Here is a 17143-nt window from a genome sequence, read left to right as displayed (position 1 = left end):
AGATGTCGAATCATTCGATTGAATTACTTATTCAGCCGGAGTGGCGGATTATTGACCAATCCGGAATGGGCTTTCATTTTGATGCTAAGGAATCCTTTGCCATCGATGATACTCTATGTACATTCGTTGGAAAAGGTATCTCTCCTGCGACTGCTCGTTCATGGGTTCACCATGATACCATTGTCCTCGGAATCCAGGATACGAAGCTGCCCTATTTGTTAGAAGGGGTCGAGCTTCTTGAGGACGCAGGCTACCGGGTAATCGTCAGAAATTCAGGCGGACTCGCCGTAGTTTTAGATGAAGGCGTACTTAATATCTCGTTAATTTTCCCGGAAAATAAAAAGGGGATTGATATCGACAGCGGGTATCGGGCGATGGTTGAATTGATAGACGGAATGCTCGCTTCCTTTGGTGTAGAAATAAAGGCATATGAAATCATTGGCTCGTACTGTCCCGGAAGCTATGATTTAAGTATCGGAGGCAGAAAATTCGCCGGTATTTCCCAACGCCGGATGCGGGGCGGAGTTGCTGTCCAAATCTATATCTGCGCAAATAAAAGCGGAAGCAAACGAGCAGAGCTGATTAAACAATTTTATGAGACTGCTTTAAAAGATAAAAGGAATGCTGTAAAGATTGCCTATCCTGAAATCGTTCCGGAAAGTATGGCCTCCCTTTCAGAAATAATCGGACAAGAGATAACAGTTCCTGATTTAATGCTCAGGCTCCTTACCCAATTGAAAGACCTGAGCCAAAGAATTTACTCTGCTCCTTTATCTGAAGAAGAACAAACGGAATTTAATAAAAATCTAAAAAGGATGGTTGACCGGAACGAAAAGGCTTTTATATAGGCTTTCTTTCGATTCTGTTTAAATACGAAAACGCCAACTATATTAGCAAACTTGTATAAATCTTTCTCAATTTGGAAATTCTAATATCAACCAAATAATATGGGGGTTGAGAAAGATGACAAAGCAAAGACAGGATGCATGGTCTGAAGAAAATGATCTATTGTTAGCAGAAACGGTACTGCGGCATGTAAGAGAGGGCAGCACACAACTGAATGCGTTTGAGGAGGTCGGCGACAAGCTGAACCGCACCTCAGCAGCTTGCGGCTTCCGCTGGAACGCTGTCGTAAGGCATCAATATGAAAAAGCACTATCGCTCGCGAAAAAACAACGAAAACAGAGAATGAGAGCTATGGGAAAAGGCCAGCAGGCGAAAAAACGCCTTCTGTACAATCCGCCGGCTGCGGGTCAGGTGACAGAAGAAAAGAAACCGCTTGAGAACGAACAAAAAGAAAAGGTTCCGGCAATTTCCGAAGAGCATTTGCCTTATGTAGATGAGAGCTTTAAAGAAGAGTTAGCTAGTTTATCCCATCTATTAACTGGCTCTGCTCAGCCTGAAGTGAAGACTCAAGACGAGCTGACAATGAGTGACGTCATTGATTTTCTTAAAGGATATCAAGGTCAAAAATCTACAACATTACAGCTTGAAAATGACCGCTTGAAAAACGAAAATCAAGAACTCCATCTTAAAATTGAAAAACTGGAAGCCGAAGTCAAAAAGCTTGAAAAGGATCAAGTGACAGTTCAAGAGGATTATGAAACACTAGTGAAAATCATGAACCGTGCAAGAAAGCTAGTTTTATTTGAAGAAGAAGACCATTCATCTTCCCCTACATTTAAGATGGACCGTAACGGAAATCTTGAAAAAATGGCGGAATAATAGCAAACAGCCTCGGGTCCCTATGGAAATGTAGGGCCCCGAAGCTGTTTTTGTTTGCAAGATCGCTTGTCGTGCAATTAACTTTGGTAACGGTGCAAATATTGCTGTTATCTGTGCAATTCCTGGTCCAACGGCGCAATTATCCTTGTAACCGGTGCAATTCCCAAGGGCAACGGTGCAAATATCGTTGTTACCGGTGCAATTCCCAAGGTCAACGGTGCAATTATCGCTGTTATAGGTGCAATTCCGGGGACAACGGTGCAAATATCCCTGTAACCGGTGCAATTCCCAAGGTCAACGGTGCAAATATTGCTGTTATCAGTGCAATTCCCCGGGTCAATGGTGCAATTATCATTGTTACCGGTGCAATTCCCACAAAACAACCCGTCCGCACCCTCAATTCTCAATCTACTGTCCACTCGCGACAATAGAAGAGCGAGCACCCGATCGATCCCCTGGCGCCAATCAGCGCAAGCGGCCTGATCATCAGCGCTATCCCTAACGTCGTCGCCAGAGTCTAGAGCATGTTCAGCTGATCGCCGGTTTTCCGGATCCACTTTAGCAGCTTGCGGTCTTGATCAGGGGCTGCAATTACGGAAATACCAATTGGTAAGCCGTCTACTTCAGCCCAAGGGAGAGTGATTTGCGGAAGTCCTGCTAATCCAGCAATACAGGTCATTTCAAGCGTCTGCATTCGCGTTTGATTTAATGCTTCGCCTACCGCGTTTCTAAGCGGGGCTGGTCCCGGAGCCGTCGGCATAATCAGCACGCCGTTTTTCCCGAGAAGGGCTTGCATTTGCTGGCGCAGTCTTTTTCTGACATTGTTGTATTTTTCTCTGATTTCTTTATCCAAGGTGCTTGCCCAGTCGAAGCGGCTGGCAATATCTTCGCCGAATTCAGGTTTTTCTTGTTTGATCCATTCTCCGTGGATCTCCCAAATTTCAAGACCTTGTAAATGACGGAACGCTTCTCGCAGATGAGACAGTCCATTAGGATGCAGGACAGTTTCGGATTGATCCGGTACCGTTTTCGCCATCTGATCGATAATGTCTTTTACAGCTAGCTGGGTTTGCGATTCCAGCTGGCTTGTAATATCAGGAACGAGAAGTGCTTTCTCAAAATCCTCATCCCCATCCTGCAAAAAGTCGTCCGCCTCTTCAAAAAGGACCTGGCACACTTTTTCAAACACATCAAATCGTTTAGAAAGAATTCCTGCCGTATCAAACGTAGGAGCAAGCGGGATTAACCCGTCGGTTGAGATAAGCCCGTGTGTTGGCCGATAGCCGTATACACCGCAGTAGCTGCCGGGTATGCGGATGCTTCCGCCTGTATCTGTCCCAACGGTGAAATCAGCAAGACCTGCTCCTGCAGCTACGGCAGAACCACTCGATGAACCGCCGGGGATCCGTTTGGAATCAGCCGGGTTGACAGGCGTACCGTAGTGGAGGTTTTCTCCATTTAAGCTGTACATCAATTCATCGGTTATAGTCGTTCCTTTTAATGTGGCTCCGTTTTGCAATATAGTTTCTATAATCGCAGCATGCTTCTTAGCTTTCTGGTGAGTCTTCAGCCAATCCGGATTTCCGGCACTTGACGTATAATTTTCAATATCAAATACATCCTTCACTGAAAAGGTCAAACCATCAAGAGGTCCTGATTTCAAAGGCTTCACAGTAATCGTTTCGTTTATGTAAGCATTCCAAGCTGTAGTCATTCACTTTCCCTCCGTCACATGAATAATGTGTATATTCTGACTTTAAATCGAGAAAAAAGCAAATGTTTTATGAAGATTTGCAATTGATTCTCTGCTTGCAAGGATCCTTAAATCCTTGTAAAATAACGGATAGCGTATAGAACTATGAAAAAATGCAGATCGTATGAAAGGAAGCGTATGAAATGGGTAACGAATTTCGAGTGTGCGATGATTGCCAAGCTACCAATCTGAAGACGCTGTTGCCGCGCCTGAAAGAAGTTGATCCCGATTCTGATATAAAAATTGGCTGTCAATCCTACTGCGGACCGGGACGAAAAAAGTCATTTGCTTTCGTTAATAATCGGCCTGTTGCTGCACCAGATGAAGATCAGCTGATTGAAAAAGTAAAAAGAAAAGTGAGATAAACTCATCAAAAGCCATGGCCGATGCCGGGCTTTTTATTATCAAATAAAAAAATACTATCACTCAAAATGCATGGGACAGGCTTTTTGACCTACGAAACAAAAACAAGGAACAAATTCAAGGATGTTTTCAAAAAAAAGACCGTTTATAATAGAAAACATATCTCGGAAAGAAGTGGACGGATTTATGGCTTATGAAAAAGAGAAACTATCTGAAGAAAAGGTATTTAAAGATCCTGTTCACCGCTATGTGCATGTAAGGGACAAGCTGATATGGGATTTAATTGGCACACGTGAGTTTCAGAGACTGAGACGGATTAAGCAGCTCGGAACCACATATTTAACCTTTCACGGGGCAGAGCATAGCAGGTTCGGCCACTCTCTTGGCGTATATGAAATTGTCAGGCGTATGGTCGATGATGTGTTCAAAGGCAGGCCGGAATGGGACAACAGTGAGCGTGATTTATGTCTTTGTGCCGCCTTACTTCATGATTTGGGCCATGGGCCATTCTCCCATTCATTTGAAAAAGTGTTTCATTTAGACCATGAGAATTTCACCCGTGAAATCATTTTAGGTGACACAGAGGTCAACCAGGTGCTAAGGCGGGTCGGTGAAGATTTTCCTAAAGCCGTTGCTGAAGTGATCGAAAAAACGTATAAGAACAAGCAGGTAATCAGCCTCATTTCAAGCCAGATTGACGCAGACCGGATGGATTATCTTCAACGCGACGCCTATTATACCGGCGTCAGCTACGGCCACTTTGATATGGAACGGATACTCCGGGTCATGAGGCCGAGAGATGATCAGGTCGTTATAAAACAAAGCGGCATGCATGCTGTAGAAGATTACATTATGAGCCGATATCAAATGTATTGGCAGGTGTATTTTCATCCTGTAACGAGAAGCGCCGAAGTGATATTATCGAAAATTTTACATCGCGCAAAGCAGCTTTATGAAGAAGGCTACCAATTTAAACATACTCCGGCTCACTTTTACTCAATCTTTGAAGGGAAAGTAACCCTGTCCGATTATCTCAAGCTTGATGAGTCCATTATTCTTTATTATTTTCAAGCATGGGAAGAAGAAGAAGACAGCATACTTTCCGATTTGTGCAAGAGATTTAGCAACCGTCGCCTTTTTCAATACGTAGAATTTAACCCAAACGAAGAAATGGTCAAGTTTTTTGAGTTAACGACGTTATTTAAGCGGGCGGGAATCGATCCAGACTATTATTTAGTTGTTGATTCTTCCTCCGACCTTCCATATGACTTTTATCGTCCGGGAGAGGAAGAAGAACGCCTCCCTATTCATTTGCTTACGCAGGACGGCAGTTTAAAGGAGCTTTCCAGACAATCTGATATCGTCGATGGCATTTCGGGAAAAAGGCGTACTGATCATAAGCTCTATTTTCCCCAGGATTTGATTATGGACCTTTCCGTAAAACGAGCGGCTAAATTAAAAATAAAAGAATTGTTAAAACTGACTTAAGAGATAAAGGAGATGAAGGGGTTTTGTTGAAAGAACACGCAAAGCTGATGAAGGTCTTCTCGGAATCGGGGGAAATCATCGGCCGCAAGAAGCTGCAGAAAATGATTTATATTGCAAAAAAATTGGATCTTCCCTTTTATGAAAAATATGATTTTCACTTTTACGGCCCTTATTCGGAAGAATTGACGCTGCAAGTCGAGGAGCTTTGCAATTTAGGTTTTCTGAATGAGGTAAAAGAAAAAAAGGGCGGTTATTATCAATATCGTTACGCCTTGACTGACCAAGGAAACGAATTCTTGAATCGCGCCGAGGTGAATATGCCGCCGATTAAAGAGTATATGCTCGATCTAAACGAACAGTCATCCCGGTTTTTAGAGCTTGTCTCAACGATTTTATTCTTTGACAATCTTGAAGATGACGAAAAAAAAGACAAGGTTTTTACTGTTAAGAGCAAGCTGCGTTATACAGATGAAGAATACGCAGAAGCGATCGGGTACATAGGTAAACTAAAGCAGATCAACGAAAATCCGTCTCACTAGGGCGGATTTTTTTGTTGGAGTATCAATGTTCAACGAATCCCATTTACTGTATGATTGAACAAAGGGGGATGTTAAATGTTGGAGCAATCGGTTTTAGAGGTGTTTCAAAGAATTGTCGGCGCTGAAAATGTTGAGCATACGAAAGCAAGCCTATTCTCTTATTCGTATGATGCAACACCGGGCTTTCAATCGATGCCGGATGCTGTTTTGTCTCCGAGAAACAGCGAAGAGATTGCGAAGATTATTGACGTGTGCCGCGAACATCGAATCCCAATCGTCCCTAGGGGTTCAGGAACCAATCTGTGCGGCGGGACGTGCCCAACTGAGGGAGGGGTCGTTCTGCTTTTTAAGCATATGGATAAGATTTTGGAAATTGATGAAGAAAATCTGACAGCTACCGTTCAACCGGGGGTGAATACGCTTGATTTTATTCAAGCTGTTGAGGAAAAGGCTCTGTTTTATCCGCCGGATCCAAGCTCTATGAAAATATCAACGATCGGCGGCAACATCAGTGAAAATTCCGGCGGGCTGAGAGGATTAAAGTATGGCGTCACCCGCGACTATGTCCTTGGCCTTGAGGTCATTCTCGCCAATGGAAAAACGATTCGGACAGGCGGGAAATTGGCAAAAGACGTTGCTGGATACGATTTAACGAGACTTTTCGTCGGGGCAGAAGGGACATTGGGGATTGTCACTGAAGCAACGTTAAAGCTCATTCCTCCTCCCGAGACGAAGCAGACAATTCTCGCGATCTATGACGATATCGGTGCTGCTGCAAGAAGCGTTTCGTCGATCATAGCAAATAAAATCATACCGGCGACGCTTGAATTTTTGGATCAGCCAACCATTAAGGTGGTAGAAGATTTTGCGCGGATTGGATTGCCAACTGAGGCTGATGCGATTCTATTAATCGAGCAGGACGGGGCTTTTGAGGTTGTCTCCCGCGACATACTTAAAATTGAAGCGATTTGCTTACAGGAGAACGCATTAAATGTAAGCGTTGCCAAAACCAAGAAGGAAGCGGAGGCTTTAACAACCGCAAGAAGATCGGCATTGTCGGCGCTTGCCCGTTTAAAACCGACAACGATTCTAGAAGATGCCACCGTACCGCGGTCGAAGGTAGCTGAGATGGTGCTGGCCATTAAAGAAATTGCTCAAAAGCATCAAGTCGAAATTTGTACATTTGGCCATGCGGGAGATGGCAATCTGCACCCGACCTGTATCACCGATTCGAGAGACAAAAGTGAATATGAACGCGTTGAAAAAGCCTTTGAAGAAATTTTTGAGAAAGCGATAGAGCTTGGCGGGACGATCACAGGTGAACATGGGGTCGGCCTCATGAAGGCGCCTTTTCTGGAATGGAAGCTGGGTGAAGCGGGCGTCGAGGCGATGAAAGCAATCAAGACGTCATTAGATCCCGAAAACATCTTAAACCCTGGCAAGATTTTTGCAAAGGCTTCCCGCAAACGGGTGGTGTCCGGTAATTGAATACGCAAGAAAAAATTCAAACCGATTTTAAAAAACGGATGGATGAAGAAGAGCTTTTGAACTGCATGCGCTGTGGTTTTTGCCTACCTTCATGCCCGACCTATATTGAAACAAATAAGAATGAGGCTGCCTCTCCAAGAGGGCGAATCGCTTTAATGAAGGGTGTCGTTGACGGACATATCGAGCCTGATAAGGATGTAGAACGTCAGCTCAATTTATGTCTAGGCTGCAGGGCATGTGAGCCGGTCTGCCCAGCGGGGGTCAAATACGGCCAATTACGCGAAGAGGCGAGAGACATTATCGAGCAGAATAAAAAGCACAGCTTGCCTGTCAAAGTATTGCGAAAAGCGGTTTTTCATCACTTTTTCCCTTATCCTAACCGCATCCGCGGAGTGATGGGGCTTATGTCTTTTTATCAAAGAAGCGGTCTTCAGACGGTTGTGAGAAAAAGCTGCGTATTGAAGCTCCTGGGCGAAAATTTGTCTGATATGGAAAAAATACTGCCGAAGGTGCCGGAGATAAGGAAAATGAAAAGCCGTCCGCACCATGTAAAACCCGAGGGGAAAATAAAAAAACGAGTGGCATTCTTTAGTGGCTGTTTGATGGATACGATGTTTTTACCGACAAACGATGCAACGATCAAGCTGCTGCAGCTTGCCGGCTGCGAGGTCGTTATTCCGAAGGAGCAATGTTGCTGCGGAGCTCTTCATGGCCATAGCGGCGAGAAGGAAAAAGCAAAGGAGCTGGCCAAACGAAATATTGAAGCGTTTGAGGATCTGAAGGTTGATGCCATTATCACTAATGCCGGAGGCTGCGGAGCTTTTCTTATCGAATACGATTATTTGCTTAGAGACGACCCCAGATGGGCTGAGCGGGCATTGGCATTCTCCTCAAAGCTGAAGGACCTGTCCGCTGTGCTCACGGAACTCGATTTTCACAAACAAAAGCTTTCTTTACAAAATGAAACGATGACTTATCAAGACTCCTGCCACCTTAGAAACGTCATGGGAACCTCATCACAGCCGAGGAAACTGCTTCAAGCGATTCAAGGGAGCGAGTACAGGGAAATGAAGAATGCCGATCGCTGCTGCGGGTCAGCGGGCATTTACAATCTCGTCGAACAAGAGATGTCCATGCAGATCCTTGACCATAAGATGGAGAATGCCGAAGCATCCGCAGCAACCATTATTGTGACGGCTAATCCCGGGTGCTTACTTCAAATGAAGCTGGGCATACAAAGGGAGGGTCTCGAGAATAAGGTGCGAGCCGTCCATATCGCAGATCTCTTAGTAGAAGCCATAGCAGATGATAAAAACCAGAAACCACTTTAGGGTGATCTGGTTTCTCTTTGTTATTTTATTTATACATAGGGCATGTAGAACCATCAATAATTTTGTGTAAATGCCAGGGGAAATTAACTCATGAAAAAGTGCAAGGTTATTATCTGATCTGTTTTCCTCGGAATTCTTCTATTATCCGGGATTTTAATCAACGAAAATAGTCATCAAGAAGAATCAAATGATTTCAAAACAGCGGAGAACGGTTGGTTTGGTTAAGTCCGTTTGAGTGAAATGTTTTAATATAATACAATGAATACTACGGGAAAAGATAAGTGGTTATACTTTTTAATTTCAGAAGAGTGGGCGTGAAGAAATGATTAAAACAGCTATTTTCGATTTTGATGGAACCATTGTTAACTCAAGAGGACTAATGGTGAAATTTTATAATGAGCTGGCTGAGAAATATAACTATAAAATTATTGAGCCTGATGAAATTGAATATTTAAGCACCTTGTCTATTCCAGATCGATGCAAAGTACTAAGGGTTCCTCTTTACAGAGTGCCTCAGATGGGGATGTATGCAAAAAGCAGATATCAGGAAACTATTGGTTCCTTAAAGACGAATGAAGGAATTAGAGAGTTGGTTTTCGGCTTGAAAGAAAAAGGGTATGTTCTTAGTATCATTTCATCAAATTTGAAGCCGAGTATCCGTACCTTTTTAAAAAATAATAACATGGATATTTATGATCACATTTATCCAGCAAAAAAATTTTTTGGTAAGAATCATACAATCAATACTTTTATGAAGAAATTAAAAATAAGTTATGACGAGGCTGTATATATTGGCGATGAATTAAGAGATATAGAAGCCTGCCGCAAATCAAATATTAGGATTATTTCAGCTGCATGGGGATATGATTCAGCTGAACTGTTAGCAAAAGAAAATCCAGATTATCTTGTTTATCGTCCGAATGATGTCCAAAGTGTAATTGATGAAATGGACAAAGAAAGCACGATGATATGATTAAAAACCGACGGAACTCCGTCGATTTTTTAATTCGCCCCAAGTCTGCGTATCGGCAGCTTCCAATTATAAGTGTAGGAAAGGACACGCATAATAGTTACGAGGCCAAATAATATATACAATTCCCAAGAGTTTGAAGCGATTTTAAGTCCAATAAGTATGCCAGCAAGAATAGCCCATACTGCATATATTTCGGACCGTAACACAATCGGTTTCCGTCCGGCTAATAAATCGCGAATAATTCCGCCGCCGATTCCTGTTAAAACAGCTGCAACAATCACTGCACTGAGTGGATGGTTCATGTTTGAAACATATATCGCACCTTGAATCGCAAAGGCAGATAAACCGAAGGCATCGAACAGATTGCCCCATCTTTGCCAATGCTTCAGGAGATTAGACGGGAATAAAAACACTGCTGTTATGGATAACAAAGCAATTTGAAAAAATAATCCCTGCTCCCATAAAGCAGAGACTGGAACACCGATTAACAGGTTTCTTATTGCCCCGCCGCCAAAGGCAGTGACAATTCCTAAAATATAAACGCCAAAAATATCATATTCTTCTTCCATGGCAATAATGGCTCCGCTGACAGCAAAAGCTATTGTACCAATCATACTTAAAACTTCCCAAGTCATTTCTTATCCGATTTCTCCTCTATTACTAATTTTATTAATAAACAATAGTCATTCACTCTTTTTAACAAACAATAAAATGTTATCACGGAAGCAGAAAAATACAAGAAAATTTTTATTGAAAAATACAGCTGCGGGCCGAGAAAAAAATCGATTGAAGATTTTTTGGCATAGGCAGTTTAATGATTGTCTCAGGAATTTTATATGGTATTACTTCCTAAAGAGAACAGCAGCAGTGAAGTCGTGACAAAAAAAGCTGTCGGTTTAGAAAAGAAAGAAAGGATATAGTATACTAAAAGGAAGAGCTTTAAGAGAAAGAGGGATTTTGCCATTTGGATATTTTTTCGAACTTTTTAGCGTTTCCTTTAGAATATATTCCGTTTGTCGCGATCACGTTAATCGCCGCCTTTACTGTCCATGAATTTTCTCATGCTTATGTTGCATACCGATTTGGAGATTCGACTGCGGAAAAACAAGGGCGGCTGACACTGAACCCGATCAAGCATTTGGATCCGTTTGGGACGATTTTGATATTTCTCGTTGGTTTTGGGTGGGCGAAGCCTGTCCCCGTTAACCGGTTTTTCTTTAAAAACCCTCGCAGGGCAGGAATACTCGTTTCATTTGCTGGACCGTTCAGCAATCTGGTCTTAGCGTTTCTTGGACTTTTCTTGCAGGTGATCCTTGCGAAGCTGCCGTTTATTGCCGGACTGCCTGACGGATACTTGCAGTCTCTCACATTGTTTTTTAATATTTGGGTGCATTTAAATTTGGTGCTGTTTTTATTTAACTTAATGCCGTTTCCTCCTTTGGATGGATTTCGGATCATACAGGACCTTGTTTCCCCTGATGTACGGGCAAAAATGACCCAGTACGAGTCTTATGGCGCCATTTTATTCTTAATTTTAATCATAACGCCGTTAGACAATATCTTAATCTGGCCGGTTTTAGATAGGGGAATGCGATTCACCCTTAATGTCTTTAATACACTATTACAACCATTGCTTTAGGAGGTTTTCTTATGGAAGGCGGAAAAAAGAAAAAATCGATTGGTTTTAATATCATTAAAAATGATCCTACGGACGGCCATGGCGGATATGGAGTAGGCGCACTAAGCCTGGATAACATTTCTCCTGTATTTGTTGATGTTGAGGAGAAGGAAGCATTTGTTGATATCGGCGCCATGCACGCGAGAAGCACGGTAGAAAAAGGAATCAAATTTCTTCCCAATAAAGAGGAAGTGCCAAACGGAAAGCCGTTTTGGCTTGTATGGGTTACGATCGACCGAAAAGAAGAAGGGCCGTATTATGCCGGTGTCACAGCCTGTGAGATGACGGTAGACAGGAGCATTCGACGCGGCTACAAATCTCTTCCGGAGCACGTCAATCTTATGGACAAATCGATGAAAAGAAAAATAATTGTTGATAAAATGGATGACAGCTCCAAGCAAGTGCTTGCAGATTTTCTTCAAAAGCACGACAAAGGATTTTGGGACCGATCAACAGATGAGTTAAAAGATCAACTCTTACAAAAGTAAAGTAAGAATTTTCTGTGAAAATATACTCAAATAAGATGGACATATACTCTCAAATTTGATATATATATTCTAATAGCTGGTTTTACACCAGACCATGGAGAGCTTCGGGCTGAATCTAAGCCCGGGGTTTTTCATTTATGGATCTTGCGGATATAACGATAATTATACTCAAATAAACAGAGTCACTTGATCCGTCGTCGATCAAGTGACTCTTAATTTGTTAACCGGCTCCCAGCCACTTTTCCCACCATTTTGGCCGCTTATTTTCTTTCTCAGCTGGTTGTACATTTTTTTCTTTCTTCTTCATCTCACCATTACCATAGCATACACCCGTCGGTTCGGTTCCTTTTACAAAATAGGTAAAGTGTTTATTGGCACAGCCAGGACCTGCTTCGAAGCCGGTCTTGGGATCGATATATATTCCTGACACGCCTGCAGGCGGTTTGAAAAAAGCTTCTGGTTCGTTTTCCAATGCTTTTTCCATAAAGCCGGCCCAAATCTGCTTGCTGTAGCTTTTTTCAGCAACAGAGTCGATCGTGTAGGTTTTATCATAGCCGGTCCACACGCCGGAAACCAGTCCTGGATAAAAGCCGATCATCCAGCTGTCTGTTTCTGTCGTGCCGGATTTCCCGGCATAGGTGCGGGTCAATTGATCAGAAATCGTACGACCTGTCACCGAAGTATAGCTGTTTAAGGCTTGGTCGAACATTCCCGTCATCATGCTTGCGGTGACAAATGCCGCCTTTTTATCGAGAATCTGTCCGTCGCTGTTCGACTCTTCATAAAGTACATTGCCTGAGGCGTCAGTCACCTTCTTGATAAATACCGGAGTAATTTCCCTGCCGCCATTTGCAAGAATGCCGTAAGCGTTAATCATTTCAATCGGTTTTATGGGCGACGTCCCTAGCGCCAGAGAAGGAACCTCAGCGAGCTCATCCTTTATTCCCAGTTGCCTTGCTGTCTGAATGAGCTGATCCATCCCGAGAAATAAATGCGTTTTTACAGCAAATATATTATCCGACAAGGCAAGAGCTTGAAGAAGCGTAATGTTGCCATTCGCATAATAACCATTGTAATTAGCGGGTGAATAGGCTTTTCCGCCGGGCTCAATCGTAAATGTAGTAGCCTCGCTTTTCATTAGGGTTGATGGAGAAAACCCGTGCTTGATTGCATTGTAATAGAGAAGGGGCTTCATCGTTGAACCTGGCTGCCGTTTTGCTTGTGTCACTCGATTGAAAGGGCTTTTCTCATAATCAACACCCCCGACTAATGCAAGCACGTGGCCATTCCCGGGATTCATTGCGGCAAATCCAACCTGGATTTTTGACGTGTTATCAATACGGCGGTTAATCTCTTGTTCGGCAATTTCTTGCATGCGAGGATCGAGTGTTGTATATACGTGTAAACCGCCAGTCTCTATTTCTTCTTTCGATAGCTTCAGGGTATGCTCCAGTTCTTTCAATACCGCATCATAAAAATAAGGGGCTGGTTTTTTTGGCATATCACTATCTTTCAGTTGACGTATAGACAGGGTTCGCCCACGCAATGTGCTTTCTTCTTTTTCAGAGATAAAATTTTGCTCTTCCATCATATGAAGTACAGTTTGCTGTCTTTCAATTGCTTTATCTCTATTGATATACGGTGAATAGATGCTCGGTCCTTTTGGGATGCCTGCTAACATTGCCGCTTCTTCAATATTCAAATCCTTAGCTGGCTTATCAAAATAAAACCACGAGGCTGCCTCCACGCCGTAAGCTCCGTGCCCGTAATAAATCGTGTTTAAATAGCCCTCCAGAATTTCTTCCTTTGAGTAATTTTGTTCAAGGCGTATCGTATAAAAAGCTTCGTTCAGCTTTCTTTTCCAGGTTTTATCATGATCCAAATATAAGTTTCTGGCATACTGCTGGGTGATTGTGCTTGCCCCCTGCACCATCGCCAATGCTTTAAAGTCTGCAAAGGCAGCTCCGGCGATCCGTTTGATATCAAAGCCGTGATGATCAAAAAAATGCCGGTCTTCTACGGCAACAGTCGCATTGATGATTGCAGGGCTCATTTCATCGAGGGAAACCCAATACCTTTTTTCGCCGTGATGGGTTTCGCCAAGCTTAGCTCCGTCATTTGCATAAAGAATGGTAGACTGATTCACCTTTACCGACGGAGGTCCCTGCCACTTCGCAACGAGAATGACACTTAATAGAATCGTTGAAAGAATGGCTAAAGCAAATAGACAGATGAAAAAGCAAGCGCGCAAAGTTTTCATCGTCATTCTAAGGCGTTTATTTGCCATCATATCCAATGCCTTCACCCCCTACCTGGTTTATCTTTATTTAGTATGTGGAAAGTAAGGGGCATCTAAACATAAAAAGAGCTGAAAAATCATTTAGTGCGCTTCATCTTTACAATTTTTCCGGCTTACACTATACTTTTTCCTTGGGCAAAAGATGAAATTAATAGAATCTAAAATCCATAAAGTGAACCTCAATCAGCGAGGGTCTTACTGCCCGTTAATACGGGATAAATATCAAATGACTGAAAGGGAGTAAATGAATGAGCGAACTATGGTATACAGAAAAGCAGACGAAAAACTTCGGCATCACAATGAAGGTCAAACAAACCCTCCATCGTGAACAGACCGATTATCAGCTGCTGGAAATGGTAGAAACAGAAGAATTCGGGAACATGTTGTTTCTTGACGGGATGGTTATGACATCAGAAAAAGACGAGTTTGTTTATCATGAAATGGTTGCACACGTGCCGCTCTTCACCCATCCAAATCCTGAAAATGTTCTAGTAGTAGGTGGCGGTGACGGTGGAGTTATCCGCGAAATACTAAAGCATCCACAAGTAAAAAAAGCAACATTGGTGGATATCGATGGAAAAGTGATCGAATACAGCAAAAAATTTCTGCCATCCATTGCCGGTAAACTTGAGGATGAGCGGGTAGAAGTGCTGGTTGATGATGGCTTTATGCATATCGCTAAGGCTGAGAACGAGTATGATGTAATCATGGTCGATTCAACGGAGCCTGTAGGGCCTGCCGTTAACCTTTTTTCAAAAGGGTTTTATTCCGGAATATCAAATGCGCTAAAAGAAGACGGCATTTTTGTCGCGCAAACAGACAATCCATGGTTCACTCCAGATTTAATCACAAATGTCCAGCGTGATGTCCGTGAAATCTTCCCGATTACTAAGCTTTATCTTGCAAACATACCGACGTATCCGAGCGGTTTGTGGACATTTACAATCGGTTCAAAAAAATACGATCCGTTAGCTGTTGAAGACGACCGCTTTTTTGATATCGATACAAAGTATTATACGAAAGAAATTCACAAGGCAGCCTTCGTGCTTCCGAAATTTGTGAGTGATCTGACGAAATAGCTTAAAATGTAGAATTCACTAAATGTTAGTGGATTCTTTTTTTGAATGATAAATGAAAAAATAGAAATGCTAAGGAGGGATTTTCATGGCTTTATATTGTGAAGGAGGAAGTTGATGGCTAGTGAAGGGAAGTTTAAGAAAACCATCTCATTATTTGATCTGATTCTTATTGGACTGGGAGCAATTTTTGGTTCAGCTTGGTTGTTTGCCGTTAGCAATGTCGCTTCTAAAGCAGGGCCGATCGGTAGTTTATCCTGGATCATAGGAGGAATAATCGTACTATTAATCGGTTTTATTTATGCCCAGCTCGGTGCAGCCATACCTAGAACCGGGGGAATATTACGCTATCCGGTGTATTCTCACGGGCCATTGGTCGGTTACCTTATCTCTTTTATTACTATCGTTGCTTACACGAGCTTGATTTCTATCGAAGTGACAGCAGTCAGGCAGTATATCGCGTATTGGTTTCCGAATCTGACAGTGGAGGGTTCAGAGTCGCCGACAATATTGGGCTGGTTTGTCCAATTTGGGCTGCTTTGTTTATTTTTTCTCCTCAATTATTGGAGTGTAAAAACTTTTGCCAAGTCCAATATTATTATTTCTATTTTTAAATATTTTGTCCCGCTTACAATTATCGTTGTCCTTCTATTTCATTTTAAATCTGCCAATTTAACAGCAGCTGGGTTTGCACCTTTTGGATTCCAAGGCATACAGGCGGCGATTTCTACAGGCGGAGTTATGTTTGCCTATCTGGGGCTTCATCCTATTGTATCTGTCGCAAGTGAAGTGAAGAATCCGCAGCGAAACATTCCGATTGCCTTGATCGTTTGTATTGTCCTGGCTGCCGCGATCTATACTACTCTGCAATTGCTGTTTATCGGAAGTATACCAACCGATATGCTGAATAATGGGTGGGAAAACATTCAAAGTGAATTTCCGCTTCCTTTCAAAGATATTGCAGTTATGCTTGGATTGGGTTGGCTTGCTACTCTAGTCGTAATGGATGCCATTCTATCTCCGGGAGGAAACGGCAATATTTTTATGAATACAACAGCACGTTTAGTATACGCGTGGTCGCATACCGGGACTCTGTTTAATGTTTTTTCTAAGGTACATAAAGAAACGGGTATTCCCCGTGCTTCGCTATGGTTATCCTTTGGCATGTCAGTTTTTTGGACGCTGCCTTTTCCGTCCTGGAACGCGCTTGTTAATGTCTGCTCCGTTGCCTTGATTCTCTCATATGCGGTGGCTCCAATCTCGTCTGCTGCGTTCGAAGTAAATGCAAAAGACCTTAAGAAGCCATTTAATTTAAAAGGAATGAGTGTGATCGCGCCTATTTCATTTATTTTTGCCACTTACATTGTCTATTGGTCAGGCTGGGGTACGATCTCCTGGCTGTTGGGGTCTCAGCTCGTTATGTACGTCATTTATTTGGCTTTCTCAAAATATGTCCCAAAAGAAGAGGTCAGCTTAGCCCAGCAGTTGAAATCATCTTGGTGGATCGTGGCCTACTATTGCATGATGCTTGTGATATCCTATTTTGGCAGCTTTGGAGGAGGACTCGGGCTATTGAGTAATCCGGTTGATCTCCTGGTTACTGCTGCGGGTGCTCTGGTGATTTACTACTGGGCAAAGTATACGGGCCTTCCAAAAGCAATCATTGACTCAGATCGAACTGAAAGTAGCTCCTTGGATGTTGAAAAATGATATACACGAATAGAATGCTATTTCTTTTTATGAATAGCATTCTTTTTGTTTTCTAGCTGGATTTTTGTTAAATTTTCTCAAATATTGCAAAGAAATTTAATGTTTTAAAATAATTTGTCATATGATCTTACTTAAAATACAAACATCGTCAAAATATATGTTACTGTATGCAAAAAGAATCGTACTGTTGGCGGTGTTGAATTCTGTTAAAAAAATTCAGAAATATCAAAAC

16 protein-coding genes are annotated in these 17143 nt (G+C 42.5%); 12 read left to right on the top strand and 4 right to left on the bottom strand.

The features are described from left to right. The first annotated feature begins 2 nt into the window (after window positions 1–2). Together AM592_RS15280 and AM592_RS15275 are read left to right on the top strand one after the other, a co-directional pair. Window positions 3–848: an octanoyl-[GcvH]:protein N-octanoyltransferase gene (locus AM592_RS15280; RefSeq protein ID WP_053604599.1), complete on the top strand. Its 846-nt coding sequence runs from the start codon at window positions 3–5 to the stop codon at window positions 846–848. 115 nt (window positions 849–963) lie between these two features. After that, window positions 964–1725, top strand: coding sequence for an RsfA family transcriptional regulator (locus AM592_RS15275; protein ID WP_053604598.1), 762 nt, complete (start codon window positions 964–966; stop codon window positions 1723–1725). Window positions 1726–1832: 107 nt separating this feature from the next. Here the strand turns inward: AM592_RS15275 and AM592_RS15270 are convergent, their stop codons facing one another. After that, window positions 1833–2132, bottom strand: a complete 300-nt coding sequence (locus AM592_RS15270) for a hypothetical protein (RefSeq protein WP_158320310.1) — start codon at window positions 2130–2132, stop codon at window positions 1833–1835. Window positions 2133–2242: 110 nt separating this feature from the next. After that, window positions 2243–3439, bottom strand: coding sequence for an amidase (locus tag AM592_RS15265; protein WP_053604596.1), 1197 nt, complete (start codon window positions 3437–3439; stop codon window positions 2243–2245). Window positions 3440–3621: 182 nt separating this feature from the next. On the opposite strand from AM592_RS15265, the gene AM592_RS15260 reads away from it, so the two are divergent. From AM592_RS15260 to AM592_RS15235, 6 genes are all read left to right on the top strand, one after another. Further along, on the top strand, window positions 3622–3843 hold the full coding sequence (locus AM592_RS15260) for a YuzB family protein (RefSeq protein ID WP_053604595.1): 222 nt from the start codon (window positions 3622–3624) through the stop codon (window positions 3841–3843). Window positions 3844–4027: 184 nt separating this feature from the next. Further along, window positions 4028–5329 carry an HD domain-containing protein gene (locus AM592_RS15255; RefSeq protein ID WP_053606132.1) on the top strand — a complete coding sequence of 434 codons (1302 nt, stop codon included), beginning with the start codon at window positions 4028–4030 and terminating at the stop codon, window positions 5327–5329. A 23-nt stretch (window positions 5330–5352) separates the two neighbouring features. Next, complete coding sequence (locus tag AM592_RS15250; protein ID WP_053604594.1) at window positions 5353–5868, top strand: YwgA family protein; 516 nt, start codon at window positions 5353–5355, stop codon at window positions 5866–5868. A 75-nt stretch (window positions 5869–5943) separates the two neighbouring features. Continuing rightward, a complete protein-coding gene (gene glcD, locus AM592_RS15245) occupies window positions 5944–7356 on the top strand; it encodes a glycolate oxidase subunit GlcD (RefSeq protein ID WP_053604593.1) in 1413 nt (470 codons plus the stop codon). A 38-nt stretch (window positions 7357–7394) separates the two neighbouring features. Next, the gene (locus AM592_RS15240; protein ID WP_404799053.1) at window positions 7395–8687 is read left to right on the top strand and encodes a (Fe-S)-binding protein; all 1293 of its coding nucleotides are present in this window, start codon (window positions 7395–7397) and stop codon (window positions 8685–8687) included. Window positions 8688–9009: 322 nt separating this feature from the next. Beyond that, window positions 9010–9660, top strand: coding sequence for an HAD hydrolase-like protein (locus AM592_RS15235; protein ID WP_053604591.1), 651 nt, complete (start codon window positions 9010–9012; stop codon window positions 9658–9660). 29 nt (window positions 9661–9689) lie between these two features. Here the strand turns inward: AM592_RS15235 and AM592_RS15230 are convergent, their stop codons facing one another. Then, entirely contained in the window at window positions 9690–10295 is a 606-nt protein-coding gene (locus AM592_RS15230) for a trimeric intracellular cation channel family protein (RefSeq protein ID WP_053604590.1), read from the bottom strand. Between the two features lie 335 nt (window positions 10296–10630). Here AM592_RS15230 and AM592_RS15225 point away from each other — a divergent pair, with 335 nt between their 5' ends. Then, the gene (locus tag AM592_RS15225; RefSeq protein WP_053606131.1) at window positions 10631–11299 is read left to right on the top strand and encodes a site-2 protease family protein; all 669 of its coding nucleotides are present in this window, start codon (window positions 10631–10633) and stop codon (window positions 11297–11299) included. A gap of 11 nt (window positions 11300–11310) precedes the next feature. Next, window positions 11311–11826, top strand: coding sequence for a YwhD family protein (locus AM592_RS15220; RefSeq protein ID WP_053604589.1), 516 nt, complete (start codon window positions 11311–11313; stop codon window positions 11824–11826). Between the two features lie 220 nt (window positions 11827–12046). On the opposite strand, the gene AM592_RS15215 is transcribed toward AM592_RS15220, so the two are convergent. Next, window positions 12047–14122, bottom strand: coding sequence for a transglycosylase domain-containing protein (locus AM592_RS15215; RefSeq protein WP_053604588.1), 2076 nt, complete (start codon window positions 14120–14122; stop codon window positions 12047–12049). 251 nt (window positions 14123–14373) lie between these two features. On the opposite strand from AM592_RS15215, the gene speE reads away from it, so the two are divergent. Together speE and AM592_RS15205 are read left to right on the top strand one after the other, a co-directional pair. Continuing rightward, complete coding sequence (gene speE / locus AM592_RS15210; RefSeq protein ID WP_053604587.1) at window positions 14374–15204, top strand: spermidine synthase; 831 nt, start codon at window positions 14374–14376, stop codon at window positions 15202–15204. A gap of 114 nt (window positions 15205–15318) precedes the next feature. Further along, window positions 15319–16911: an APC family permease gene (locus AM592_RS15205; RefSeq protein WP_053604586.1), complete on the top strand. Its 1593-nt coding sequence runs from the start codon at window positions 15319–15321 to the stop codon at window positions 16909–16911. The last annotated feature ends 232 nt before the right edge of the window (window positions 16912–17143 follow it).

This window comes from Bacillus gobiensis, assembly GCF_001278705.1.
GTDB classification, from domain to species: Bacteria; Bacillota; Bacilli; order Bacillales; family Bacillaceae; genus Bacillus; species Bacillus gobiensis.
The sequence above is the reverse complement of the archived record's forward strand: the minus strand, read 5'-3'. Positions and strand labels throughout refer to the sequence as shown.